Genomic DNA, 25,985 nt, shown 5'->3' on the forward strand with positions numbered 1-25,985 from the left:
AGAAAGCGAATCATGTCCAACAGCCGACAGCCTAAGCCCGCAGGAGTGACGCGGCGTGTGGCCCTCGCCGGGCTTGCCGCGCTGTTCGCCGCGCCCGCTGCCGCGGCCGCCGGGGATGACGCCGCCATTGCCTATATGCGCAAGGTGGCGAAGGACATGCTGAATGCCCATCGCCAGGGCACGGTTGCAAGCTTCAAACGCGCGATCCTGCGCCATGCCGATGTTCCAGCGATTGCGGATTATTCGCTGGGCCAATACCGCTCCAAGCTTCAGGCCTCGCAGAAGGCGGCCTATTACGCGGGCACCGCCACATTCATGGCGCGCTATTTCGCCGATCAGTCTCGCGAATACGTGATTTCGAAATATGACATCGGCGATGCCGACAAGGATGGTGACAACATCAATGTCGACACCAAGGTCTATCTCCTGAACGGGCAGTCCTACACGGTTGTGTGGCGGCTTTCAAAGCGCGGCGGCGGCTACAAGGTTGCAGATGCCAAGATTCTTGGCTTCTCCTTGATCTACCTGCAGCGCGGCATCTTCACGTCATTCCTGTCCAAACGCAATGGTGACGTGGCGCAATTGGTGACGGCGCTGAACCGCTGAGGAAGCGAACCTTTCGCACGCTGCGGCTCACTTCGCCTGAATGCTCTCGAGATAGGTAATCAGCGATGAGATGCGATCCTGCACCACGAGGTCGCGGGCTTGTTTTCCAGCTTCCGTGCTTGCGGCTTCGCGGTTGAACCAGTCTCCCCAGACCGGCATGTCGCGCATGCCGTGGACTTTCACGTCGACACGGCCGTCAATTACATCCGTCACGCGTTCGGTGGGGAACTTTCCCGCGTTGAGCTTCGAAAGCCTGGTCAAATCCGGCACCGAGAGCGTGAGGAATTCACCGAGCGTGCCATCGCCCTTCGCGTCTACGCCATGGCAGGCTGCGCAATAATTGACGAAGTCCCGGCGGCCAAGTTCAAGGCTGATGCCTTCGCTGACGAGGCCCGCACCCGAAGTGGAGGCTGCTGCTGCCTGCTGTGTGCCCGCGACCATCATCGCTGCAACCAACATGCTCATCATCAGATATCTGTGCTTCATCTTCATTCCTCCGCAACTGTGAAGACCATCGCGCCATGATGGCCGGTGGGCCTTGATATTGGTCAATTGAGGGATCGTTAACCCTGACGGGCTTAACTCCACCTCGTGTTTCCGGTGAGTGGCGTAACCCAGTGTTTTCACATTCTGTCTTTCGCAAGCTGATTGCGGTTGCCGGTGCAGCCGCGGTTCTCGCTGGCTGCTCATCCTCATCCAATGTGCACAAGACAGCACGGTTCGACACGCAAGGACTGCGTGCGCCGGAGAATTCATGCCAGATCAAGCCATCACGTATCGGCCTTGCGGAGAAGATCCGCAACATCGATGAAGGCAATGGCTGCGAAGTGCCCAATGCCTGGAAGGTGCAGTCCCTGGGCTCCGTGAGCTTCAGCAAGAACGCAACGATGAATTGCGGGATGGCGGAACCGCTCAAGGACTGGCTCGAAGACGTGGTGCAGCCAACCGCACAGCGGAGCTTCGGCGAGAGCGTCATCAGCGTCGACGTCGCAGCCTCCTATTCCTGCCGCCCGCGCAACAACAAGTCCGGGGCCAAGATGAGCGAGCACGGTTATGGCAATGCGATCGACATTGCGGCGTTCACTCTGGAAAGCGGGCGCAAGGTGAGCGTGCTCGAGGGCTGGCGCGGGCACAAAGACGAGCAGCGCTTCCTCCACACCGTGCATGACGAAGCCTGCGGACCGTTCCACACAGTGCTGGGGCCCGATTCCGACGCGCACCACCGAAATCACCTGCATCTGGATTTGCAGAACCGGGCAAGCGGGTCGAGTTACTGCCGCTAGGGCGGGACGAGCTTTCCCACCCCCCGTGGGTTTGTTCCCCCCTCACCCCCACATGCGTGGGCGAGAGGGGGAAGTGGCGAATGCAGTGCCTCCACGCCTCCAATATTGCAATTCTGGGCCGGCCGGCGCATATGGACCGTTATGGAACAGGAAATCCTCAAGCCCGAGAGCGGCACGCCAAAGGGCGGCACGCAGGCCTTCAGCCGGACCGGCAGCCTGATGGCGGCATCCGGCGCCACGATGCTGATGCTGTGCTTCACCGGCTCTGCGATGGTTGCCACCGTTTGGGCCATGTCCAAGCTGATCGGCCTGCCGGACATGTTCATGTATGTGCTGATGGCAATCGGCGTTCTGCCCGTGCTGTGGGTGACGGTCTGGACGGCCGGCCGCGCCTGGCACGTGGAAAAGCTGCTTGCCCAGCACAAGGACATTGACGTTCCGGTGTTCAGCCTCAGCTATTACTTCAAGAACGGCTGAGATCCGCCCGGCCTTCCATGTCCATCTGGACCCGCATCACTGATGCCATCGCCGCGATCGGCGACTCGGTCGGGGCGTTTCTGCAGCAGCTCGCATCGCGGGAACCCACGCCGCCCGAAAAGACGATGGCCTTCACCATCGGCATGATCGCACTTGGCGCCAAGATGGCCAAGGCCGATGGCGTGGTGACCCAAAACGAGATCTCGGCCTTCAAGCGCGTGTTTCACGTGCCCGATGAAGAGCTGGCGGGTGTTGCCCGCGTCTTCAACCTCGCAAAGCAGGATGTGGCGGGCTTCGAGACCTATGCGCGGCAAGTGGCCAAGCTCTTCGATGCGCGCCACGAGGTGCTGGAGGATGTGCTGGATGGCTTGTTCCACATCGCCAAGGCGGACCATGCCTACCACCCCGATGAGCAGGGTTTTCTCGCTCGCGTGGCGGAGATTTTCGGCTTCAGCGAAGCTGATTTCGCGCGGATCCGGGCGCGCCATGTGGAGCAGCCGGATGACCCCTGGGCGATCCTCGGCCTCACCCGCACGGCGAGCAGTGAGGAGGTGCGAAAGCGTTACCGCGAACTCGTGCGCGAATACCACCCGGACCGCCACATCGCCGCCGGTGTGCCGCCGGAGATGATCGAAATTGCGACCGCGCGCCTTCAAAAGGTGAACGAAGCCTATGACCGCATCATGAAGGAAACAGCGGCGTGATCCTCTCGCCGCTGGCGGACCGGGTGGTGGAGGCTGCAAATGTGGAGCCCCGCCGCAATGGCCGCGCCGTGGATATGCTGCTCCTTCACTATACCGGCATGGTGAGTGCCGCTGCAGCCTGCGAACTTCTCTGCAGTGCGCAGTCGGGCGTGTCCTGCCACTATCTGGTCGACGAGGACGGCACCATCACCCAGATGGTGGGCGAGGAGATGCGGGCCTGGCATGCAGGAGTCTCGCGCTGGCAAGCTGAGAGCGACACCAATTCCCGCTCGATCGGCATCGAGATACAGAACCCTGGTCACTTGCTGGGCTATCGCGATTTTCCGCCCGCGCAGATGCGGGCGGTGGTGGCGCTCGCCCAAGACATTCTCACGCGGCATTCGATTCCGGCTGCCAATGTTCTCGCCCATTCGGACGTGGCGCCGGGCCGCAAGATCGACCCTGGCGAGCGCTTCGACTGGGCCTTGCTTCATGCCGCAGGTGTTGGACACTGGGTCCCGCCGTCACCACCGGATGAGCAGGCGCTGGAGGCCGCAACGCTTCGTGACTTCCAGCTGCTGCTCAACGCCTATGGCTATGACATTGCGCCCACGGGCGAACTGGATGTGCAGACGGCCAAGGTGACGGACGCCTTTCAGCGCCATTTCCGGCCGGGGATGGTCAGTGGCGTTCCGGACCGTTCAACACTTCTGACAGCAGAGCGGCTGGTGGGCGCGCTTGGGCGCTGATCACTTCTCGCGACAGAGATCCAGCAGTCCTGCCACATCGGCATCATAAAGCGGGAACACGACGTCCGCCTGGTCCACCTTCACGTCGAAGCGGTCTGAGCTCTGCATGGCTTTCAACAGCGGGTGAGAGACCGGCACCTGGATTTCGACGCTTGAGATGGCATTATCCCGGTTGATGTCCACCTTGCCCGCGAATGTTGCCGTTTCCGGCCCCGCCTTGATCGTAACGGGAAGCGTTTTGCGCTTCAGCTTCTGGAGGTCTTCCGTGGGCTGCGGCACGAAGAGGCTCACCACACCTTTCTTCAACGGGCACCACAGGCTGACGCCCACATCCTCCGTGTCGGCCACGCCGAAGATCAGATATGCCTCTTCGTCACTTGCATCGAGCGACCATTCCCGCTCCTGTGCGAGGGCCTTGCCGGCCATCAGGCCGAGCGCAATCAAAAGAAGGACGGGACGTTTCATATGGGCGGATTTCCGGAAATGAGGCGACTGTCTATCGGCTCTTCCGGGATCGGGGAAGTGCCAATCTGGCGCGGAACGCCGGCTCCCGCGAGAATATCCGCCTTCTGCTGCCGACCTTAACCTTCAATGGACTCCTTTCATGACAGCCACACTCATCATCACCAATGCCGCCGTCCACACCATGGACGAAGCCCGCCCGCGGGCCGAGGCGATTGCGATTTCCGGGAATCGAATCAGCCGCTTGGGAAGCCATGCCGAAGTGATGCTTGAAGCAGGCCCCGGGACCCGGGTGGTGGATGCAGGCGGTGGCTCCGTCATCCCCGGCTTCGTCGAGGGGCATATGCACCTGTTCGCGGGGGCGGCCGAGCTTTCGCATCTGAACCTGTTCGGCGCGCGCGGCTTTGATGAATTGAAGGCACGGACGGAAGACTATCTTCGTGCCAATCCGGGGGATGACCTGGTCATTGGCGGGCAGGCGGATTACGTCATCATCGGCGAGAACGAGCCGCTCACCCGGCACCACCTGGACCGGATCGTGAAGGACAGGCCGATCCTGCTCTATTCGCCGGATCATCACACCGCCTGGGCCAATACGATTGCGCTGGAGAGGGCAGGGATTCTCAAAGGCCGAAAGCTGGGGCCCGGCAATGAGATCGTGATGGGACCAGACGGCCTGGCGCTGGGCGAACTTCGTGAGGGGCAGGCCATAGACCCGGTGAGCGCACTCACCAGCAAGGGGAAGCGCGAAAGGCTGGGGCTGGTGACCGGCGGCGAGCCCGATCCCTACCCATCAAAGGCGGAGTTCGAAGCGGATCTGGAGACCATGAAGACCGGGCTCGCGCATGCCGCGCGCCATGGCATTACCTTCATCCAGAACATGGACGGTAACATCTATACGCTTGAATTGCTTGAAGAACTTCATCGGCGCGGCGAACTCTCGGCGCGTGTGAAAGTGCCGTTCCACTTCAAGAATTTCATGGATCTGCCAATGCTCGAGAAGGCCTCGAAGATGGCGGCGCGCTATCAGTCCGACATGCTGTCATCCGGTTTCGTGAAGCTGTTCATGGATGGCGTCACGGATTCCGGCACAGCGGTGATGGTCGATGACTATGCTGACCGGGCGGGCTGGAAGGGCGAGCCGCTGTTCGAGCCGGAGCGCTTTGCGGAGATCGCTATCGAGGCGGACCGGCGGGGCCTGCAGATTGCGGTTCATGCCATCGGCGATGGCGCGGTGCGGATCGTGCTCGATGGCTATGAGGCGGCACTGCGCGCCAATGGACGGCGCGACTCGCGCCACCGGGTGGAGCATGTGGAGGTGATCCACCCAGACGACATCCCACGTTTTGCGGAGCTGGGCGTCATCGCCTCTGTGCAGCCGCCGCATCCGCCGGGAAATCATGGCCTGCCGCTTGAGCCCTACCTCTCCCGCATTGGCGAAGCCCGCTGGCCGCTGGCCTTCGCCTGGAAGGCATTGCGCGACGCCGGCGCCCGGCTGGTGTTCGGTACTGACTGGCCGGTCTCCGACATTGACCCCTTATGGTCGCTCCAATCCGCCATGACGCGGGGGAAATGGAACGGCACTGTGCCGGACAACCGCCAGAGCCTGGATCAGGCGCTGCGCTCCTACACCGAAGACGGCGCCTATGTTGGTTTCATGGAGGGGAAGACGGGGGTTCTCAAGGAGGGACTGCTGGCAGACATCTGCGTGCTGCCGGTCGATCTGGAGAAGACCGACCCTGCGGCCTACAAGGGCATCACACCGCGCATGACGATTTGCGACGGGCGGGTGGTGTTCGGGGCGTAGGGGCACGGAACGCCATTGCCAATCCACCGCCAATGGCCTACCTCCCAGCTGCCAGCTGGCTGGATGACCGCTGCCGCATGTCTCGAAAGGGCGCGGTGGAGGAAAGTCCGGGCTCCATGGAAACACGGTGCCGGGTAACGCCCGGCGGGGGCGACCCTAGGGAAAGTGCCACAGAAATGATACCGCGGACCCGGGCTCTTCGGAGCCTGACGCAAGGGTGAAATGGTGCGGCAAGAGCGCACCGCGCCCTCAGCAATGAGGGCGGCATGGCAAACCCCACCGGGAGCAAGACCGAATAGGGGTGACGCGGCGGCCCAAAAGGTTGTCAGGCCGTTTCTGGCCCAGTCACCCGGGTAGGTTGCGTGAAGCGTCCGGCAACGGACGTTCCAGATGAATGGTCATCCAATGCGGCGGGCAACCTCCGCAGGGACAGAACCCGGCTTACAGGCCGGCTGGCATTCTCTCCCGCAAGGAGAAAAGGAAACCATTTATTAAGCAGGCGGCGGGCAATGTCAGGGTGACGATTAACGCCTTCTTCACCCTATTCCAGGCTCGCGATGGCCGCCGCCCCGTTGAACGAAACAGCCCCCCACGTGCCCGTCATGCTGGACGAAGTGCTTGATGCACTCGCCCCGGCCGATGGCGGCGTTTACGTGGATGGCACCTTCGGCGCCGGCGGCTATACCCGCGCTATTCTCAGCGCCGCCAACGCGCGGGTGATCGCCATCGACCGCGATCCTTCGGCGATTAGCGGAGGCCAGGCGCTGGTCTCATCCTCAGCCGGCAGGCTCACCCTGTGCGAAGGGTGCTTTGCGGATATGGAACAGATCGTTGGCGGTGTGCCCATTGATGGCGTGGTGCTCGACATCGGCGTCTCCTCCATGCAGATCGATGAGGCGGCGCGCGGATTCTCCTTCATGCGGGACGGACCTCTGGACATGCGCATGGCGCAGTCCGGGCCATCGGCAGCTGATGCCGTCAACATGCTGCCGCAAGAGACGCTCTCCAACATCATCTATGTCTTCGGCGAGGAGCCAAAGGCCAGGGCCATTGCGCGCGCCATCGTCGCGGCGCGCACGGAAGCGCCGATCACCAGCACCTTCGGCCTGGTGAAGGCAATCGAGCGGGCCACGGGCCGCCCGCGGCCGGACCGCATCCATCCCGCCACCCGCACCTTTCAGGCGCTGCGCATTCATGTGAATGGCGAACTCGATGAGCTGGTCGAGGCGCTGCATGCGGCGGAGCGGATGCTGGTTCCGGGCGGGCGCCTCGCCGTCGTCACCTTCCATTCCCTCGAAGACCGGATCGTGAAGCGCTTTTTCGCCTCTCGCGCGGGCAAGCTGCCATCGGGATCGCGCCACCTGCCAGATCAGGTGCAGGGGCCGGAGCCATCCTTCGCGCTTCCCTTCAAGGGCCATCTCGGCGCCACGGATGAAGAGGCCCACCGCAACCCGCGGGCGCGCTCCGCCAAGCTGCGTGCCGGCATCCGCACCGCAGCACCGCCCATGCCGCCCATTGCGGACGAGATCGGCCTCAGCGTGCCGCAAGGGACGCGCCACTGATGCACAAGCTTCTGAACTTCATTCTCGTCGCAACGGTGCTGGCCTCGGGCTTCATTCTCTATTCGCTGGAGCACACCACCCGCGGCATCGAACGCGAGATTGCAAAATACCAGAATGGAATCGAGGACGAGACGGAGAACATGCGCCTTCTCAATGCCGAATGGTCTAGCCTCACCAGGCCCGACCGGCTGCGCGCGCTGGCGGAGGCGCATCTGGGCCTCACCACGCTCAAAGCCCAGCAGATCGTGAAGCTTGATGAGATCGGCAGCAAGGTTCCGGCGGAACCCATCATCAAGCTTGAAGCGCAAGGGTCTGATCCCATTGGCGCCATCATCGACGAAATGAAGCAGCCATGACCAATGCGCCTTTGGAAATGCTGCCGGAAGACGAAGCCCCGCGGCAGCTGGGCGGGCAGAACCGTATCCGGCTGATCGGCATCTTCTTCACCTTCGCCTTTCTGGCGATTGCGGCACAGCTCACCCATCTTACAATTTTCCCGAAGCAGGATGACGGACCGCCGCGGCCGGTGGTCGAGGCCCGCCTGCCGCGGCCGGACATCATCGACAGGAACGGCGTGCTGCTGGCAACGGACGTGGCGGTTGCATCGATTTTCGCCGATCCCTCCAAGATCATCGACATCGATGAGGCGGTGGAACTGCTGACCGCCACCATGCCGGACCTCGACGCGAAGGACCTGCGCCGCAAGCTGACGACGGCCAAGCGCTTCGCCTGGATCAAGCGGCAGGTGCCACCCGAAGAGCGCGATGCCGTCTATAATCTTGGCATTCCGGGTGTAAGTTATATCAATGAGCGCCGCCGTGTTTACCCGCAAGGGCGCCTGAGCGGGCATGTGGTGGGCTATGTCGACCTCGACACGAAGGGCATTGCCGGCATCGAGAAATATCTCGATGACCAGGGCGCCATCTACACCGCCTCGCTGGCGGAGCCCACCGAGCACAGAACCGAGCCCGCGCAATTGTCGATCGACATCCGTGTGCAGGCGGCGCTGATCGACGAGATCACCAGGTCCATCGAGAAGTTCAAGGCGATTGCCGGCGGCGGCATTGTGATGAACATCAACACGGGTGAAGTGCTGGGCCTCGTCTCGTTGCCGGACTTCAACCCGAACCAGGAGAAGAAGAACTTCGGCAAGGACCAGCAGAACCGCATGACGAGCGGCGTCTATGAGCTGGGCTCCGTTATCAAGGCGGTGACCTTCGCCATGGCGCTGGACTATGGCACAGTGACGCTCGACAGCCGGTTCGACACACGCTTTCCGTTGGTGATCGGCAATGCCCGCATTCACGACTTTCACCCGCAGAACCATCCGCTGACGCTGTCGGAGGTGTTCACCGAATCGTCCAATATCGGCACGGCCAAGATGGCGCTGGAAGTCGGCATCGAGCGGCACCAGGCGTTCCTCCGCCGGGTCGGCCTGTTCGAGAAGCTGCAGACGGAATTGCCGGAGGCCGCGCGGCCGCTGCTGCCGCGGCACTGGAGCAAGCTTGCCACGGCCACGGCTGCTTTCGGCCACGGTTTTGCCGTGCAGCCCCTGCAGGGTGCCGCAGTGGTTGCAGGACTTCTCAACGGCGGACATCTGATGACACCCACCTTCCTCCGGCGCAGCGAGGAAGAGGCGCTGGCCACGGCGCAGACGGTGATCAAGCAATCGACAAGCGAGACACTGCGCTATCTCTTCCGTCTCAACGCGACCGAAGGTTCTGCCAGCAAGGCCGACGTGATCGGCTATCGTGTAGGCGGCAAGACGGGGACTGCGGAAAAGGTGGTAAATGGGCGCTACGCGAAAGACCAGCGGCTCGCCTCCTTCATCGGCGCCTTCCCGATGGACAATCCCAAATATCTCGTTCTCGTGATGCTCGATGACCCGAAGGCGCTGCCCGAAACCTATGGCTTCGCGACCGCCGGCTGGAACGCGGTGCCAACCGCCGCCAAGGTGATCGAACGCATTGCACCCATGCTTGGTGTCGAGCCCGAGTTTTCGCCAGAAGATCTCCAGAAGCTCGCAAAGCTCGAGGAAAAAGAGAAAAAGAAGAAGGACTGAACGCGCCGTGCCGATGACCCTTTCCAAGCTGATCGCCGGTGAGGCCCCGCTTCCCAGCGGGGCCGAAAACGTGCGGGTTCAGGGCCTGACGGCGGACAGCCGGGCGGTAAAGCCGGGCTTCGTGTTCGCCGCTCTTCCCGGTGCTACGGTTGATGGCGCGAAATTCATTCCGCAGGCGATTGCCGCGGGTGCGATCGCCATTGTCGCCGCCGAAGGTGTTTCGGTTGGTGGCGCGGCGCTAATTGCGTCCAGCAATCCGCGGAAGCTATTCGCGCACATGGCCGCGCGTTTCTGCGGCGCGCAGCCTGACACGATCGTGGCGGTGACGGGCACGAGCGGCAAGACTTCGGTTGCCACCTTCGTGCGCGAAATCTGGACGGCCATGGGCTTTCGCGCCGCAAGCCTCGGCACGGTGGGCGTCGTCTCGCCTGCGGGCCATGCCGAACTCGACCACACGACGCCGGACGCCATGAAGCTGCAGGAAATCGCGGCGGCTCTTGCCTCCGATCATGTCGATCATCTGGCGCTCGAGGCGTCGAGCCACGGGCTCGATCAATACCGGCTCGACGGATTGCGGATCGCGGCCGCGGGCTTCACCAATCTCTCGCATGATCACCTGGATTATCACCCCACGGTCGAGGCTTATTTTCATGCCAAGATGCGGCTGTTCGAGGATCTGCTCCAGCCCGGAAGTGCTGCCGTCATCAATGTCGACACGGAGCGCGGCGTGGAGGCGGCGCGTCTGGCGCGTGCCCATGGCCTCACCGTGTGGAGCGTTGGCGAGCAGGGCGAGACGATCCGCGTGCTGGGCGTCAAGCGAGATACATCCGGCCAGCATGTCCGCGTGTCGGTCAAGGGCGAGACCTTCGCGATTGACCTGCCGCTGGTGGGCGATTTTCAGGTGTCGAACGCCTTGATCGCCGCAGGGCTGGTGATGGGCACGGGGGGTGAGCCCTCGCTCGTTATGCATTCACTTCAGTCGCTTAAAGGTGCCAAGGGGCGGCTGGAACTGGTGGGCCGCACCGGGGCGGGGGCGCCCGTTTTCGTGGATTATTCGCATAAGCCTGATGCGCTGGAGAAGACGCTGGCTTCGCTCAGGCCCTATACGCGCGGAAAGCTCTCCGTGGTGTTTGGCTGCGGTGGTGACAGGGACCGGGCGAAGCGCCCGATCATGGGCGAGATCGCCACGCGCCTCGCCGACCGGGTCTATGTGACGGATGATAATCCGCGCACGGAGGAGCCTGCCGCGATCCGCGCTGCGATCATGGCGGCAGCGCCGGGGGCCGTTGAAATCGGCAGCCGCGCCGATGCCATCCGCACCGCCATTGATGCGCTGGGGCCCGGCGATGTGCTGGTGGTCGCCGGCAAGGGCCATGAGGAGGGGCAGAAGATCGGCAAGCAGGTTCTGCCTTTCAGCGACCATGAAGCCGTGAAGGCTGCGCTTGAAGGACGCGACTATCATGGCTGAGCCGCTGTGGACCATTGATGAGTTGCTGAACGTGACAGGCGGTAAGCTGCATGGCGCGGTTGCGCGGCCGCTCACCGCCGTCACCATCGATTCCCGTGCCGTGAAGCCGGGCGATATCTTCGTTGCCATCCGGGGCGAGCGGCATGACGGGCATGACTTCGTGGCGCCCGCGCTGAAAGCCGGGGCAGGGCTGGGCCTCGTCTCGCGCGTAACGCCGGAAATGCTGGCAGCGGGCCCCGTTCTCGAAGTGGCGGAAGATCCGTTACGCGGGCTCGAGAAGATGGGACTTGCGGCGCGCGCGCGTTCCGCTGCACAGATCGTGGCCATTACCGGCAGCGTGGGCAAGACCTCGACCAAGGAAATGCTGCGGACCGCACTCTCCGCCTCAGGTGAAACCCATGCGTCTGCTGCATCCTTCAACAATCACTGGGGCGTGCCGCTGACTCTTGCCCGGATGCCACGCGACGCAGCCTTTGGCATCTTCGAGATCGGCATGAATCACGCGGGTGAAATCACGCCGCTGGTTGCCACGGTGAAGCCCCATGTGGCAGTCATCACCACCATTGCGGCGAGCCACCTCGGCAATTTCAAGTCGCTCGACGAGATTGCGGATGCGAAGGCGGAGATCTTCTCCGGCGTCCTTCCTGGCGGCCATGCCGTCATCAGCCGCGACACGCCATATTTCGAGCGGCTGGCGGCGTCGGCCCGGGCCTGCGGCCTCCGTGACATTGTCTCCTTCGGCAAGCACAGCGATGCCGATGTGCGGATCACCAAGGTTGTGCTGCATGCCGATTGCTGCTGCGTGACGGCCGAGGTGATGGGCGAAACCGTGATCTACAAGCTCGGCCTTCCGGGCGAGCACATGGCGGTGAACAGCCTGGCGGTGCTGGCGGCAGCGAAGCTGATGGGTGCCGATCTCGCGCGGGCGGCATTGGCCCTTGCGGTTGCAGCGCCCGCCAAAGGCCGCGGCGTGCGCGAGCGGCTTTCGGCTGATGGCGGTGAAATCCTGCTGATTGATGAAAGCTACAATGCCAACCCGGCATCCGTTGCCGCCGCGCTTGGATTACTGGGGGCTTCACAACCTCCGCGCGGCGGGCGCCGGATCGCGGTGCTGGGTGACATGCTGGAATTGGGCGACACCAGCCCGGCGCTTCATGCGGGACTTCTGGAGCCCATGGACGCGGCCAAGGTGGATGTCCTATATGCCGCAGGTCCTCTCATGGCGAATCTTTGGGCACGCGTGGCGCCCCATCGGCGCGGGGCCCATGCCCAGACCTCTGAGGAGCTGCGCGATGCGCTTCTCAAAGGCCTCAGGGCCGGTGACGTGGTGATGATCAAAGGTTCGCTCGGCAGCCGCATGGGGCCGCTGGTGGAGGCGATCAGGGCGGCCCATCCGCCGCTTGCCAAGGAGTCCTGATGCTTTTCCTTCTGCTCACCAGCCTGTCAGACGAGCTGTCGCCGCTCAACGTGTTCCGCTATCAGACGACGCGCACGGGGGCGGCTGTTCTCACTGCGCTGGTCTTCGTGTTCCTGTTCGGGCCGCGCATCATCTCGCTGCTGAAAGTGAAGCAGGGCCGGGGCCAGCCCATCCGCTCCGACGGGCCGCAGCGCCATATTGTCGAAAAGCAGGGAACGCCCACCATGGGCGGGCTGATGATCCTTTCCGGCATTTTCGTTGGCACGCTGCTGTGGGCTGATCTCCGCAACCTCTATGTCTGGGCGGTGCTGTTCGTGACGCTAGGTTTTGGCGCCATCGGCTTTTACGACGATTTCCTGAAGGTGACCAAGGCCTCCACCAAGGGCTTCTCCGGCAAGGTGCGGCTGCTGACGGAGTTTGCAATCGCCGGGATTGCGGTCGCCATGTTTATGTGGATCGGCGACAAGCCGCTGGCCACATCGCTTGCCGTGCCGTTCTTCAAGGACCTGCTCATCCCCTTCGGCATCTTCTATATCTTCGTTGGCATGTTCGTGGTCGTCGGTGCGGGCAACGCCGTCAACATGACGGACGGTCTCGATGGCCTCGCCATCGTTCCGGTGATGATCGCCGCGGGGAGCTTGGGGATCATTGTCTATCTCGTCGGCAACTATAATTTCTCCAATTACCTCGAACTCCATTTCGTCAGGGGCTCGGGCGAACTCGCCATCATCTGCGGGGCCATTGTGGGCGCAGGGCTCGGTTTCCTCTGGTTCAATGCGCCGCCAGCCATGATCTTCATGGGGGACACGGGCTCGCTTTCGCTCGGTGGTGCTCTGGGCGCCATTGCGGTTGCGGCAAAGCACGAGATCGTGCTTGCCATCATCGGCGGGCTGTTCGTGCTGGAAACGGCATCGGTCATCATCCAGGTTGCCTCCTTCAAGATGACGGGAAAGCGCGTCTTCGCCATGGCGCCCTTGCACCACCACTTCGAGCAGAAGGGCTGGAAGGAGCCGACGATCGTCATCCGCTTCTGGATCATTGCCATCGTCCTGGCGTTGATCGGCCTCTCGACGCTGAAGCTGAGGTAGGCCTTGTTCGCCGCCCAGACATTCAGAAACAAGAAGGTTGCCGTCTTCGGCCTCGCGCGGTCCGGCTTGGCTACAATCGAGGCGCTGAGGCTGGGCGGTGCTGAAGTCTTTGCGTGGGATGATTCCGTGCCCGCGGTCGAGACGGCGCGGGCTGCGGGGCTGCCCATCAGCAATCTCCACCAGCTTGATTTCAAGGGGCTTGATGCACTCGTCCTCAGCCCGGGCGTGCCGCTCACCCACCCGGAGCCGCACTGGACGGTTTTGAAGGCGCGTCATGCCGGGATCGAGGTGATCGGCGATACCGAGATCTTCGCGCGGGAAGCTTCTGCTGCGGGCGCGCGGATCGTTGCCATCACCGGCACCAATGGCAAGTCGACGACGACGGCGCTGATCGGACATGTGCTGGAGAAAGCCGGGCTCGATGTTGAGGTGGGCGGCAATATCGGGAAGGCGGTTTTCCTTTTGCGCCAGCCAGTCAAGGGCCGCGTCTATGTCCTCGAACTCTCTTCGTTCCAGATCGATCTGATGCCGGGTCTTGCGCCTGAGGTGGGCATTCTCACCAACATCACGCCGGACCATTTGGACCGTCACGGCACGATGGAGAATTACGCCGCGGTGAAGGCGCGCATGTTCGCGCGGCAGTCAAAGGGCGCGACCGCCTTGTGCGGCGTCGATGATGAATGGTGCGCAGCGATTGCGGATCGGGTGGCCCGGACGGGCGCTGACCTGCGGCGCGTTTCAGTGCTGCGTGACCTGAATGATGGTCTCAGCGCGGAAGACGGAATTCTGCGTGACAGGCGCAACGGCAAGCTCGAGGCGGAGATCGGCCTTCGTGAGATGCCGGCCCTGAAGGGGCGGCACAATTGGCAGAACGCCTGCATGGCCTATGGCGCAGCGCATGCATTGGGCGTTTCCTCCGAGGTGATCGCCGCGGCGATGAAAAGCTTCCCCGGCCTGGCGCACCGCATGCAGCAAGTGGGGCTGGTTGAGGGCATTGCCTTCATCAATGACTCCAAGGCCACCAATGCCGATGCGGCGGAGAAGGCGCTGTCTTCCTTCGAGAACATCTACTGGATTGCCGGCGGCATTGCGAAGACAGGCGGTATTGCACCGCTGAGGCCGTTGTTTGCCCGCGTGGCGCGGGCCTATCTGATTGGCCAGGCGGCGGCAGAATTTGGCGAGACCATTGGTGATGCGCTTCCGGTTGAAGATTGCGGCACGCTGGAAAAGGCCGTGAGTGCTGCGTTGCGCGATGCGCTGGCGGATGCGAGGCCTGGCGCCGTGGTTTTGCTCTCACCCGCCTGCGCGAGTTTTGACCAATATCCCAATTTCGAGGTGAGGGGCGATGCCTTCGTCAAGGCCGTCTCTTCCTTGCCCGGCGCTCACATGACAATTCCAGGAGATGCCCATGCTGCTCGGACGTAGCGACCGCGGCCTTCTCGCCCAATGGTGGTTCACGGTGGACCGCGTGCTGATGTTCTCGGTGCTGTTGCTGATGGCCGCGGGCGTTCTCGTGTCCATGGCGGCGAGCCCGCCCGTGGCAGAACGCATCGGTGCCGACACTTTCCACTTCATCAAGGGCCAGCTGTTCTTTCTCGTGCTGGCGGTGCCAACGCTGGTGACGCTATCCTTCTTTCCGCCACGGCTGGCGCGCCGCGCCGGGCTCTTCGTGTTCTTCATGGCGATGGGGCTGATGGTGGCGGCATTGTTCTTCGGCCCCGAGATCAAGGGCGCACATCGCTGGATCAATGTCGGGCCGATCAATCTTCAGCCTTCGGAATTTGCCAAGCCTGCCTTCGTCATCGTAGCGGCGTGGTTTCTGGCGGAACATACCAGGCGGCCGGAGATGCCGGGCCAGGTCGTGGCGCTGCTCATGGGCTTCATGTTCATCGGCCTTCTCATCCTGCAGCCGGACTTCGGGCAGACGGCCCTTGTCGTTCTCACCTTCGGCTCCATGCTGCTGATCTATGGGATCTCGTGGTTCACGGTTCTGGGGCTTGGCGCCTTGGGGGTAACGGGCGTGCTCGCCGCCTATGAGCTGGTGCCGCATGTGCACTCGCGCATCGACCGCTTCATGAGCCCCGACAAGGGAGACACCTTCCAGGTCGATACGGCACTCCAGGCCTTCAAGAACGGCGGCTTCATGGGCACAGGCCCCGGTGGCGGCCAGGCGAAGCTGGTGCTGCCCGATGCACACACGGATTTCACCTTCGCCGTGGTGGGTGAGGAGTTCGGCCTCGTTGCCTGCCTCATTCTGATGGCGCTCTTCGCCTTCGTGGTCATCAAGATTCTGATGCGCGCCCGGCAGGAGCCGGATCCCTTCGCGGCTCTTGCCTTGAGCGGGCTGGGCCTGATCTTCGGCTTCCAGGCCATCATCAATATGGGGGTGAACACGGCCCTTTTGCCCGCCAAGGGCATGACGCTGCCCTTCATCTCCTACGGTGGATCCTCGCTCCTTGGTATGGCTTTCGGCATGGGGCTGGTGCTGGCGCTGGGCCGCCGCCGCTTCGGCGCCAAGGCGGGTGCCAGGCCGCTCAATGCGGCCTATGCCTGAGGTATGATGACCGCGAAAGGCACATTCGTTCTGGCCGCCGGCGGCACCGGCGGGCATCTCTTCCCGGCGCAGGCGCTGGCGGAGGTGCTGACCAGGCGCGGCTATAGCATTCATCTGATGACGGATGAACGCGTGCGGGACTATGGGAAATCCTTCCCTGCCGTTGAAACCCACATCGTGCCATCGGCCACGCTTTCGCTCTCGAAGCCGTGGCTGGTGCCGGGCCGGGTGCTGCGGCTTTATGAGGGCTATCGCGCGGCGCGTGCCGTCCTGAAGCGGGTTCAGCCGCTCGCGGTGGTGGGCTTCGGCGGCTATCCCTCCTTCCCGCCGATCCTCGCCGCGGCCAGGCTTGGCATTCCCTCCTGCGTGCATGATCAGAACGCGGTGATGGGCCGTGCGAACCGCGTGCTGGCCAAATGGGCGGATGCCGTGGCTTCATCCTTCCCCAATCTCCAGGGGCTTCCAGCTGGCGCAGGGGCCAAGCTCACCATCACCGGAAATCCGGTGCGCGATATTGCACTGAAGGAGAAGGCCGCAGCTTATCCGGCGTTTGACCACTTCAATCTTCTCGTGTTCGGCGGCAGCCAAGGTGCGCAGTTTTTTGGCGAGTTCATGCCGAAGGTCTTTGCCGCGATGAGGCCGGAACAGCGCGTTGGGCTCCGCCTGACCCAGCAGGTCAGGGCTGAGAACATGGAAGAGGTGAGCAAGGCTTACAGGGCCATGGACCTCGATTGCGAATTGAACGCCTTCTTCATGGATATGCCCAAGCGCATTGCGGATGCACATCTGGTCATCTGCCGCTCCGGTGCCTCGACCATTGCTGAACTGGGCGTCATCGGCCGCCCGGCCGTCATGGTGCCACTGCCCCATGCCATCGACAATGACCAGCTGCGCAATGCCGAAAGCTTCGCTGCGGCGGGTGCGGGTTGGGTCATGCCACAGGCCTCGCTCACGCCCGAGAGCCTTGCCCAATTTCTGACAAGTCTCCGCTCTCAACAGGGCCAACTTCAACAGGCGGCGGCTGCTGCCCTCAGCCACGGGAAACCCGATGCGGCGGAGCGGCTGGCGGACCTCGCCGAACAACTCGCAGGGAAGAAGAGAAGATGAAACTTCCGGGCAACGTCGGCCCCATCCACTTCATCGGCATCGGCGGCATCGGCATGAGCGGCATCGCCGAAGTCATGGCGACGCTCCACTACAAGGTGCAGGGCTCGGATCTGACGGATAACTACAATGTGGCGCGGCTCCGGAAATCCGGGATCGACGTGCACATCGGCCACAAGGCGGAAAACCTGGGCGAGGCGCAGGTCGTGGTGGTGTCATCCGCGGTGAAGGACGACAATCCCGAACTGGTCGAAGCGCGGAACCGTTATCTCCCCATCGTACGGCGCGCTGAAATGCTGGCGGAGCTGATGCGCTTCAAATCCTGCGTCGCCGTGGGTGGCACCCATGGCAAGACGACGACCACCTCACTGGTTGCCGCCCTTCTCGATGCAGGAAATCTTGACCCGACCGTCATCAACGGCGGCATCATCAATGCCTATGGCACCAATGCGAGGCTCGGCAAGGGCGACTGGATGGTGGTCGAATCGGATGAATCCGACGGTACCTTCGTCAAGCTCCCCGCCGATATCGTGATCGTCACCAACATCGACCCTGAGCATCTCGATCATTACGGCACCTTCGACAAGGCGAAGGAAGCCTTCCTGGCCTTTGTGGAAAATATTCCGTTCTACGGCTTTGCCGTGATGTGCATCGACCATCCCGTGGTGCAGGAGCTGATTGGCAAGGTGCGGGACCGCCGCGTCATCACCTATGGCCGGAGCCCGCAGGCGGATGTGCGCCTGACGGATGTGCGCTATGAGGATGGCGAGACGCGCTTTTCCGTGCGGTTGACCAGCCGCCGCACCGGCGAGACGCATGACATCGAGGACTTGAGCCTCGCCATTCCGGGAGACCACAATGCGCTGAATTCAACGGCAGCGCTCGCTGTTGCCAAGGAGCTGGGGCTTTCAGACGAAGATATCCGCAAAGGCTTCAAGAGCTTCACCGGCGTCAAACGCCGCTTCACCCGCACTGGCGCTTACAATGACATTACGGTCTATGATGATTACGGCCATCACCCGGTGGAAATCTCTGCCGTGCTGAAGGCGGCACGCGGCGTGGCGAAGGGCAGGGTGTTCGCCGTCATGCAGCCGCACCGCTACACGCGCCTTCACTCCTTGTTCAATGAGTTCTGCACCTGCTTCAATGATGCCGATACGGTGATCGTGGCGCCAGTCTATGCCGCAGGCGAAGCGCCGATCGATGGGGCCTCACATGCATCCCTTGCTGAAGGGTTGAAGTCGCGTGGGCATCGCTCAGTGCTGACGATCGACAAGCCGGAACAGCTCGCGCCCCTGGTGCGCAGCATGGCGAAACCGGGTGACATCGTGATGTGCTTGGGTGCGGGCACCATCACGCAATGGGCCTATGCATTGCCGGGCCAGCTCGAAGCGTTTGACGCGGAAAAGCCATGAGCAGGCTTGACGGTGACGCGCTGCTGAAGCGCCTGCCGCAGGTGCGCGGCCGGCTTGAGGCCAATGCCGCGCTGGCGGAGCTGACGTGGTTTCGGGCGGGGGGCGCTGCGGAAGTTCTGTTCACGCCGGCAGATGAGGCCGATCTGGCGGCGTTCCTCGCGGCAACAGATTTGGACATTCCGGTTTATGTGATCGGCGTGGGCTCCAACCTTCTGGTGCGCGATGGCGGAGTCCCTGGCGTGGTCATCCGCCTTGGCAAGGGTTTCGCCGCGATAACGGAAGAGCCCGAACACCGCATCCGGGCAGGGACGGCCGCGCTTGACGTGAGGGTCGCCCGCTTCGCATCTGACCGAAGTATCGATGCGTTAACCTTTCTGAGAGGTATACCGGGCAGCATCGGCGGCGCGTTGCGCATGAATGCCGGAGCCTATGGCGGAGAGACGAAGGACATTCTGATCGAGGCGCGCGCTGTCGACCGGTCAGGGAACATCCACGTGCTGTCCAACCAGGACATGAAATACACTTACCGCCACAGCGGTGCGCCTGAGGACCTCGTGTTCACGGAAGCGCTGTTTCAGGGCAAGCCCGGTGACACTGTGGAGATCCAGGCTGCAATGGACAAGATCACTGAAAGCCGGGAAGCAACCCAGCCGATTAAGAGCCGAACCGGCGGATCGACCTTCAAGAACCCGCAAGGCCATAAATCCTGGCAGTTGATCGACAAGGCCGGGATGCGGGGATTTGCGGTTGGCCCTGCCAAGGTGTCCGAACTCCACTGCAACTTCCTGATCAATGAAGGCGGCGCCACAGCCTCCCAAATCGAAGAGCTGGGAGAGACTGTTCGCGACCGGGTCAAGGAGACGTCCGGCATCGAGCTCGACTGGGAAATCAAGCGCATCGGCTTGCAAAAGGGCGAAGCCCAATGAGCCGCAATCCCGCTGAAACCACGGTTGCCGTGCTGCTGGGCGGCTGGTCCGCGGAGCGCGAGGTGAGCCTCAGCTCCGGCAAGGGCTGCGCTGACGCATTGGAACGCGCGGGCTTCAATGTGGTGCGGATGGACGTGAAGCGCGAGACCATCTGGGCAGAGCTGCAGAAACTGCAGCCGGACGTGGCCTTCAACGCACTCCATGGCAAGTGGGGCGAGGACGGCTGCTGCGCGGCGATCCTCGAAACATTGCAGATTCCCTATACGCATTCGGGCGTGCTGGCCTCCTCGCTTGCCATGCACAAGGAAAAGTCCAAGGCGATTTTCCGCGCGGCGGGCGTGCCCGTGGCGGAGAGCATGATGGTGCTCCTCGAAGAGGTGGCGGCGGGCCATCCGATGAAGCCCCCCTATGTGGTGAAGCCGGTGGCGGAAGGCTCCAGCGTGGGCGTCCACATCGTGCATGCAGGGTCCAATTCGCCTGCCCGTGCGGTGCTGGAGGAACGCGCGATTTTCGGCGCCTATGCCATGGTGGAGCGCTTTGTGCCGGGCCGTGAGCTTACTTGCGCGGTGATCGGCGAGAAGGCTTTGGGCGTGATCGACATCGTGTCCAAGAGTTCCAGCTGGTATGATTATACCGCCAAATATGCGCCGGGCGGCTCTCAGCATATTCTGCCGGCTGACATTCCGGCCCATGTCTATGCCAAGTGCCAGGACTATTCGGTCAAGGCGCATCAGGCTCTGGGCTGCCGTGGCGTGTCCCGCGCCGACTTCCGCTATGACGACGAGACGGGAGACCTGGTTCTGCTCGAGGTCAACACCCAGCCCGGCATGACCGGCACCTCGCTGGTGCCCGATCTCGCGGCCCATGCGGGGCTGAGCTATGAGGCACTCGTCACCTGGATGGTCAATGACGCGTCGGTGGACAGATGAGCGGCAATTTTCCCGTCTATGAGCGGAAGCCCACGCCCAGCTGGCTGGACCGCGGCCATACGCTTCGCTTCCGTTTCGCGACACGCGCCTGCGCCGTTCTGACCCTGGGTGCAGTTGTGGCCGCTGGCCTCGTGCAGGGCGGCTACCTTGATTATGAGGGAAGCCCCTGGCTGCTGCTGCCGGGAAAGGCCGCGGGCGTTGTCGGCATGGCGGCGGAGGAAATCTCCATCACCGGGCTTGAGCACCATGAACCGGAGACGCTTTTGGCGGCGATCAGCGTGGAGCCGGGCGGTTCCCTTATCGGGTTCGATGCGGTGCAGGCCAAGAACATCCTCGAGAATCTGGACTGGATCGAAAATGCCAAGGTCCAGCGGCTGTTTCCCAATCAACTCGCCATCGAAGTGAGGGAGCGTGAGCCCTTCGCCATCTGGCAGCGCGGCACGGCCTATTACGTGATCGACAAGGCGGGGGCCGCGATGAGCGGGCTCGAAGCCTCCCAGATGGTACGGCTGCCGCTCGTCACGGGTGAGGGTGCGAATGTTGCGGCGGCGGATCTCATTAACCAACTTTCAGCCTATCCAGACGTAATGTTGCAGGTGAAGGCAGCGGCACGTGTGGGCAGCCGGCGCTGGAACCTCTATCTGGACAATGGCATCACGGTGCAATTGCCGGAAAAGGAGTGGCAGCAGGCGATTGCCATGGCGGATGAGCTGAACAGAAAGCAGCAGCTTCTGTCCCGCGGGATCAGGTCACTTGACCTGCGGCTGCCTGACAGGGTGACGGTGGAAGTGGCCGAGATCGCGGCTGCGGAAACCAAGGCGAAAAGCAAGAATCCGGTGGCCGGCACAAATTGAGCGCCTGCCGCCGGCATCAGGGTTCCGGGGGGTTGGCGTAATGACAGTGGTGCAGTTCCAGAGCAAGGGCGCAACGAAGCAGCCGGTGGTGCCGAAGGGCGGGCTGGTGGCAGCGCTTGATATTGGATCGACCAAGATCAGCTGTCTCATTGCGGAAGCCGTTCCTGCCAAGCACCGCACATCCGAGGCTGAAGACAAGCAGAGCCTCAAGGTGCTGGGTGTTGGCCACCAACTGTCGCGCGGCGTTCGCGCCGGTGCCATTATCAATGTCGACGAGGCGGAGCGCGCCATCAGACTTGCGGTTGATGCCGCGGAGCGCATGGCGCAGCGGACCATCACCGAAATTTATGTGAATGTTTCGGGCGGCCGCCCGCAGTCCCGCCTCTACACCGGCTCTGTTGCCACGCAAGGAGGCCAGGTGGCCCAGCGCGACATGGACCGCGTGCTCGATCACTCACTCGAACTCTTGGACCCCGGCCGCCGCGCCATTCTTCATCTGTCGCCGCTGCAATATCATCTGGATGATGCGCGCGGCATCCAGGACGCGGTGGGGCTGTTCGGCGAGACGCTGTCTCTCGATCTGGGTGTCGTCACTGTCGAGGGAGCCCATCTGAAAAATCTCGCCATGGCGGTGGAGCGTGCGCATCTCTCAGTGGCAGGCTTCGTGGTGGCCTCCTATGCCGCTGCGCGTGCCGTGCTGGCCGATGACGAGAAGACATTGGGCGTTACCGTGGTCGATATGGGTGGCGCCACCACGAGCTTCGCCGTGTTCCACGAGAACCATCTGGTGATGGCCGATATGGTCCCGCTGGGCGGGCAGCATATCACCAATGACATTGCCCGGGGCCTTTCGACCACCATCGCCCATGCCGAGCGCATGAAGACGCTGTGGGGCTCGGCCATTGCCAGCACCATTGACGAACGCGAGATGATTTCCGTGCCGCTCCTGGGTGAGCGGGGCGTCGACACGGTGCAGCAGGTGCCGAAATCCATGCTCACCGGCATCATCCGCCCGAGGCTCGAAGAAACCTTCGAACTCCTGCGCGACAAGCTTGGGAATTCGGGAACGGCACAGCTCGCCGGCCGCCGGCTGGTCATCACCGGTGGTGCAAGCCAGCTCAATGGCGTGCGCGATGTGGCCGCCGAATGGCTCGACCGGCAGGTGCGCATGGGCTCACCCGCCCATGTGCAGGGCATGCCCGAGAGCGCCCATTCGCCCGGATTCGCCGTCTGCGCCGGGCTTCTCAACTATGCGCTGAAGCCTGACGTCCATTATGACCTGCCCAAATCCAAGGCCGAGCAGGTGGAACGCGCGCGCGGCGGTTACGTCAGCCGTGTGGGACGGTGGATCGCCGATAGTTTCTGACACCTACCGCCCCCCTCATTTGCAACGGGAGACGGCGCGCGCTATATGCGCGGCCTCCATGTTGGCTCTTGAAATTCTGCTGGTTCTCGCACTGGTCGTGCTCAATGGCGTTCTCGCCATGTCTGAGTTGGCCATCGTTTCCTCCCGCCTGCCGCGTCTGAAGTCGATGCGGGACAGGGGTGTTGCCGGTGCGCGGGCGGCGCTGTCCTTGGCGGAAAATCCTGGGCGCTTTCTATCCACCGTGCAGGTGGGCATCAGCCTTGTCGGCGTGCTGGCGGGTGCTTTCTCCGGAGCGGCATTGGGTGACAGGTTGTCCAGCTGGCTGCGTGAGATGGGGGTAAGCCCCGAATATGCCGGGCCCCTGGGCTTCACCCTGGTTGTGACCGCAATCACGTATATATCTGTTATCATTGGTGAACTTGTGCCCAAGCAATTGGCGCTCAAGAACCCGGAGGTGATAGCCTGCCGCGTTGCCTATCCGATGGATCTGCTGTCGCGCATCGCTGGTCCCTTCGTCTGGCTGCTTGATGGCTCGGGACGCCTGATCATCCGGCTGCTGGGCATCCGGGAATCCAGCGAGGCGAGTGTCACCGATGAGGAGATCAAGTCCATGATCGCCGAGGCGGAGAGTGCGGGCGTCATCGAAAGCGGTGAGCGGGACATGATCGCAGGCGTGATGCGGCTGGGAGACAGGCCGGTGCGCGCGCTGATGACGCCGATGACCGACATCGACATGATCGGCGTCGACGACCAGCCGGCAGAGCTTCGCAAGAAGATCGTCGCCACCACGCATTCGCGCATACCGGTGCACAGCGGCGACCCCGAGACGGTGATCGGCATTGTCCTCATCAAGGATGTGGCGGATGCGCTGCTGGAGCGCCGCAAGCTTGAGATCGGAAAACTCGTGCAGACAGCGCCAGTGATCCCTGAATCCATGCCGGCGCTCGAGGCCATGGAGCTGTTCCGGGGGGCCGCCGTTCATCTCGCTTTCGTGCAGGATGAATATGGCCGCACCCTGGGGATGGTCACCGCGGCCGACCTCCTCAAGGCCATCGCGGGCAGTTTCGAGCCCTTAGGCGAGGGTGGTGAGGGCGCCATCCAGCGTGACGATGGGTCATGGCTTCTGCCTGGAGACATGGCAGTTGACGAGATGGCGGAAATGATCGGCTTCCAACTGCCGCCGAAGCGCCGCTATGAGACCGTGGCAGGACTGGTGATCGACGCCTTCAAGCACCTGCCGTCACTCGGACAGGCTGTAAAACTCGGCAATTGGCGCTTCGAAGTGGTGGACCTTGACGGCAGGCGGGTGGACAAGGTTCTGGCAAGCCGCGTGGCGGAAACACACCGCACGGCGCGCAGAGTCCGGGCAAGCTAAACCAGCCGTTACGCCATCGGCCCAATACTGTGCACATCCGGCACCCAAAAGCCCCAATGGTTAGCGCCCGTTAACCATTTGTTATGAATTTGGTAAGAAATAAGGAAGGGGCAAATCAATTCCGGGCGCCAAGCACCATGACAATAAACCTTACCGTCCCCAATTTCTCGGATCTCAAGCCGCGCATCACCGTGTTTGGCGTTGGAGGTGCGGGCGGTAACGCCGTCAACAACATGATCGAAAGCCGGCTGGAAGGTGTCGAATTCGTCGTCGCCAACACGGACGCACAAGCCCTCATCCAGAACGCCGCGCAGCGCCGCATTCAAATGGGTACAGCCCTGACGCAGGGGCTGGGTGCCGGATCTCAGCCACAGATCGGTGCCGCCGCCGCCGAGGAGGCGTTACCTGAAATCCTCGACCATCTCGCAGGCTCCCACATGGCCTTCATCACCGCCGGCATGGGCGGCGGCACCGGAACTGGTGCCGCACCCGTGATTGCCCGGGCGGCGAAGGAGCAGGGGATCCTGACCGTCGGCGTCGTGACGAAGCCCTTCCATTTCGAGGGCATCCGCCGCCAGCAGACGGCCGAACGCGGCATCGAGCAGCTCGCGAAGCATGTCGATACGCTGATTGTCATTCCGAACCAGAACCTCTTCCGCGTGGCCAATGAGAAGACCACCTTCGCCGCGGCTTTCGCCATGGCAGACCAGGTGCTCTACTCCGGCGTTGCCTCCATCACCGAGCTGATGACCAAGGAAGGCCTGATCAATCTCGACTTCGCAGACGTTCGCGCCATCATGAGCGAGATGGGCCGCGCCATGATGGGCACGGGCGAAGCCTCTGGCGAGAAGCGTGCCATCGAGGCCGCTGAAGCCGCAATCTCCAACCCGCTGCTCGATGACGTCTCGATGCGCGGCGCCCGGGGCCTTCTCATCTCCATCACCGGCGGCCCGGACCTGACGCTTTACGAAGTCGACGAAGCCGCCACCCGCATCCGCGAGGAAGTGGACCCGGAGGCCAACATCATTCTGGGCGCCACCTTCGACGAATCGCTCGAGGGCATCATGCGCGTGTCGGTCGTCGCCACGGGGCTTGCCGCCGAAGCACTCAAGGGCAACAAGCCTGCTGCCGAACCCGTTGAAGAGCCTGCCGAAAAGCCATCGGTTTTCGGCTATACCGGCAAGCAGCCGGTGCCGGTGAAGAAGCCGATCGCGCCTCCTGCCGTGCAGCCCGCACCCATGACGTCGCGCTTTGCGCCGCCGCCGGTTCAGCCCGCGGCACCGTCCCACAGCTACGCCGAGGATGATGCAGCCGATGAGCCGGCGCCTGCGCCGGTGCTGCCGGAGCGCGTGCCGCAAACGGCCCAGCGTGTGCGGATGCCCGCCATCGAAGATTTTCCGCCGCAGGTGAAAAAGCAGATCGAGGCGCAGCACAACCGCATCGAAACGATTGCCGATCTGGCCAATAAGAAGAAGCCCGGCCTGTTCCAGCGCCTGGCGAGCGTCGGCCTCGGCCGCAAGGATGATCCGCCCGCCCCGCAGCATGGCGCGCGGGAACCTTCTATCGCGGTGCAGCCTGCGCCGCAGCGCCCGGCCATGCAGCCGCGCGTGCCCGCTCCCGCTCCGCAGCCGCAGCATCATGAGCAGCAGCAGCTGGATGACGATCAGCTGGAGATCCCGGCCTTCCTGCGCCGCCAAGCCAACTGATTGAAATAGATACTGAATTACCAAGCCCGGCGGTCACACTTCCGCCGGGTTTGGCGCATTTAAGAGGCGTTCCGCGGGGTTGGCGTCGGGCG

The 25,985-nt window shown here is 62.9% G+C and carries 24 protein-coding genes and 1 other RNA gene; 23 read left to right on the forward strand and 2 right to left on the reverse strand.

The features are described from left to right. Positions 1 to 12 precede the first annotated feature (12 nt). Complete coding sequence (locus ACO06F_RS00210) at positions 13 to 606, forward strand: ABC transporter substrate-binding protein (protein WP_421694696.1); 594 nt, start codon at positions 13 to 15, stop codon at positions 604 to 606. A 27-nt stretch (positions 607 to 633) separates the two neighbouring features. Here the strand turns inward: ACO06F_RS00210 and ACO06F_RS00215 are convergent, their stop codons facing one another. Next, on the reverse strand, positions 634 to 1,092 hold the full coding sequence (locus ACO06F_RS00215) for a c-type cytochrome (RefSeq protein ID WP_421694697.1): 459 nt from the start codon (positions 1,090 to 1,092) through the stop codon (positions 634 to 636). A gap of 131 nt (positions 1,093 to 1,223) precedes the next feature. On the opposite strand from ACO06F_RS00215, the gene ACO06F_RS00220 reads away from it, so the two are divergent. The 4 genes from ACO06F_RS00220 (at position 1,224) to ACO06F_RS00235 (ending at position 3,798) form a co-directional block, all read left to right on the forward strand. After that, positions 1,224 to 1,889, forward strand: coding sequence for an extensin family protein (locus tag ACO06F_RS00220; protein ID WP_421694698.1), 666 nt, complete (start codon positions 1,224 to 1,226; stop codon positions 1,887 to 1,889). Between the two features lie 141 nt (positions 1,890 to 2,030). Then, complete coding sequence (locus ACO06F_RS00225; RefSeq protein ID WP_421694699.1) at positions 2,031 to 2,366, forward strand: hypothetical protein; 336 nt, start codon at positions 2,031 to 2,033, stop codon at positions 2,364 to 2,366. Between the two features lie 17 nt (positions 2,367 to 2,383). Further along, complete coding sequence (locus tag ACO06F_RS00230) at positions 2,384 to 3,070, forward strand: TerB family tellurite resistance protein (RefSeq protein ID WP_421694700.1); 687 nt, start codon at positions 2,384 to 2,386, stop codon at positions 3,068 to 3,070. Then, a complete protein-coding gene (locus ACO06F_RS00235) occupies positions 3,067 to 3,798 on the forward strand; it encodes an N-acetylmuramoyl-L-alanine amidase (protein ID WP_421694701.1) in 732 nt (243 codons plus the stop codon). Before ACO06F_RS00230 ends, ACO06F_RS00235 begins: the two co-directional genes overlap by 4 nt. Here the strand turns inward: ACO06F_RS00235 and ACO06F_RS00240 are convergent, their stop codons facing one another. Continuing rightward, positions 3,799 to 4,263 (reverse strand): hypothetical protein, encoded by a 465-nt coding sequence (locus ACO06F_RS00240; protein ID WP_421694702.1) that lies wholly within the window; start codon positions 4,261 to 4,263, stop codon positions 3,799 to 3,801. Positions 4,264 to 4,402: 139 nt separating this feature from the next. Between ACO06F_RS00240 and ACO06F_RS00245 the strand changes: the two genes are divergently transcribed. The 18 genes from ACO06F_RS00245 (at position 4,403) to ftsZ (ending at position 25,893) form a co-directional block, all read left to right on the forward strand. Then, positions 4,403 to 6,067: an amidohydrolase gene (locus ACO06F_RS00245; protein WP_421694703.1), complete on the forward strand. Its 1,665-nt coding sequence runs from the start codon at positions 4,403 to 4,405 to the stop codon at positions 6,065 to 6,067. 51 nt (positions 6,068 to 6,118) lie between these two features. Then, positions 6,119 to 6,527: RNase P RNA component class A (gene rnpB, locus ACO06F_RS00250), an RNA gene on the forward strand. Positions 6,528 to 6,624: 97 nt separating this feature from the next. Further along, positions 6,625 to 7,629 carry a 16S rRNA (cytosine(1402)-N(4))-methyltransferase RsmH gene (rsmH, locus tag ACO06F_RS00255; RefSeq protein WP_421694704.1) on the forward strand — a complete coding sequence of 335 codons (1,005 nt, stop codon included), beginning with the start codon at positions 6,625 to 6,627 and terminating at the stop codon, positions 7,627 to 7,629. Then, positions 7,629 to 7,985 (forward strand): cell division protein FtsL, encoded by a 357-nt coding sequence (gene ftsL / locus ACO06F_RS00260; protein ID WP_421694705.1) that lies wholly within the window; start codon positions 7,629 to 7,631, stop codon positions 7,983 to 7,985. The genes rsmH and ftsL overlap by 1 nt, the downstream gene beginning before the upstream one ends. Next, positions 7,982 to 9,691: a peptidoglycan D,D-transpeptidase FtsI family protein gene (locus ACO06F_RS00265; RefSeq protein WP_421694706.1), complete on the forward strand. Its 1,710-nt coding sequence runs from the start codon at positions 7,982 to 7,984 to the stop codon at positions 9,689 to 9,691. Before ftsL ends, ACO06F_RS00265 begins: the two co-directional genes overlap by 4 nt. 13 nt (positions 9,692 to 9,704) lie before the next feature. Further along, positions 9,705 to 11,159 carry a UDP-N-acetylmuramoyl-L-alanyl-D-glutamate--2,6-diaminopimelate ligase gene (locus ACO06F_RS00270; RefSeq protein ID WP_421696589.1) on the forward strand — a complete coding sequence of 485 codons (1,455 nt, stop codon included), beginning with the start codon at positions 9,705 to 9,707 and terminating at the stop codon, positions 11,157 to 11,159. Beyond that, positions 11,152 to 12,576 (forward strand): UDP-N-acetylmuramoylalanyl-D-glutamyl-2,6-diaminopimelate--D-alanyl-D-alanine ligase, encoded by a 1,425-nt coding sequence (locus ACO06F_RS00275; protein ID WP_421694707.1) that lies wholly within the window; start codon positions 11,152 to 11,154, stop codon positions 12,574 to 12,576. Before ACO06F_RS00270 ends, ACO06F_RS00275 begins: the two co-directional genes overlap by 8 nt. After that, positions 12,576 to 13,664 (forward strand): phospho-N-acetylmuramoyl-pentapeptide-transferase, encoded by a 1,089-nt coding sequence (mraY, locus tag ACO06F_RS00280; RefSeq protein WP_421694708.1) that lies wholly within the window; start codon positions 12,576 to 12,578, stop codon positions 13,662 to 13,664. The genes ACO06F_RS00275 and mraY overlap by 1 nt, the downstream gene beginning before the upstream one ends. A gap of 3 nt (positions 13,665 to 13,667) precedes the next feature. Beyond that, on the forward strand, positions 13,668 to 15,089 hold the full coding sequence (murD, locus tag ACO06F_RS00285) for a UDP-N-acetylmuramoyl-L-alanine--D-glutamate ligase (protein ID WP_421694709.1): 1,422 nt from the start codon (positions 13,668 to 13,670) through the stop codon (positions 15,087 to 15,089). Next, a complete protein-coding gene (ftsW, locus tag ACO06F_RS00290; RefSeq protein WP_421696590.1) occupies positions 15,076 to 16,218 on the forward strand; it encodes a putative lipid II flippase FtsW in 1,143 nt (380 codons plus the stop codon). Before murD ends, ftsW begins: the two co-directional genes overlap by 14 nt. A gap of 3 nt (positions 16,219 to 16,221) precedes the next feature. Further along, positions 16,222 to 17,325, forward strand: a complete 1,104-nt coding sequence (gene murG / locus ACO06F_RS00295) for an undecaprenyldiphospho-muramoylpentapeptide beta-N-acetylglucosaminyltransferase (RefSeq protein WP_421694710.1) — start codon at positions 16,222 to 16,224, stop codon at positions 17,323 to 17,325. Then, positions 17,322 to 18,737, forward strand: coding sequence for a UDP-N-acetylmuramate--L-alanine ligase (gene murC, locus ACO06F_RS00300; protein ID WP_421694711.1), 1,416 nt, complete (start codon positions 17,322 to 17,324; stop codon positions 18,735 to 18,737). The genes murG and murC overlap by 4 nt, the downstream gene beginning before the upstream one ends. Continuing rightward, a complete protein-coding gene (gene murB / locus ACO06F_RS00305; protein WP_421694712.1) occupies positions 18,734 to 19,663 on the forward strand; it encodes a UDP-N-acetylmuramate dehydrogenase in 930 nt (309 codons plus the stop codon). Before murC ends, murB begins: the two co-directional genes overlap by 4 nt. Then, positions 19,660 to 20,592, forward strand: coding sequence for a D-alanine--D-alanine ligase (locus tag ACO06F_RS00310; protein ID WP_421694713.1), 933 nt, complete (start codon positions 19,660 to 19,662; stop codon positions 20,590 to 20,592). The genes murB and ACO06F_RS00310 overlap by 4 nt, the downstream gene beginning before the upstream one ends. Further along, positions 20,589 to 21,446 carry a cell division protein FtsQ/DivIB gene (locus ACO06F_RS00315; RefSeq protein WP_421694714.1) on the forward strand — a complete coding sequence of 286 codons (858 nt, stop codon included), beginning with the start codon at positions 20,589 to 20,591 and terminating at the stop codon, positions 21,444 to 21,446. Before ACO06F_RS00310 ends, ACO06F_RS00315 begins: the two co-directional genes overlap by 4 nt. A gap of 40 nt (positions 21,447 to 21,486) precedes the next feature. Next, positions 21,487 to 22,812, forward strand: a complete 1,326-nt coding sequence (gene ftsA, locus ACO06F_RS00320; RefSeq protein ID WP_421694715.1) for a cell division protein FtsA — start codon at positions 21,487 to 21,489, stop codon at positions 22,810 to 22,812. A gap of 58 nt (positions 22,813 to 22,870) precedes the next feature. Further along, positions 22,871 to 24,187, forward strand: a complete 1,317-nt coding sequence (locus tag ACO06F_RS00325; RefSeq protein ID WP_421694716.1) for a hemolysin family protein — start codon at positions 22,871 to 22,873, stop codon at positions 24,185 to 24,187. Positions 24,188 to 24,324: 137 nt separating this feature from the next. Next, positions 24,325 to 25,893 (forward strand): cell division protein FtsZ, encoded by a 1,569-nt coding sequence (gene ftsZ / locus ACO06F_RS00330; RefSeq protein WP_421694717.1) that lies wholly within the window; start codon positions 24,325 to 24,327, stop codon positions 25,891 to 25,893. Positions 25,894 to 25,985: the final 92 nt, after the last annotated feature.

The sequence above is a fragment of the Aestuariivirga sp. genome, from assembly GCF_965227715.1.
GTDB lineage: Bacteria > Pseudomonadota > Alphaproteobacteria > Rhizobiales > Aestuariivirgaceae > Aestuariivirga.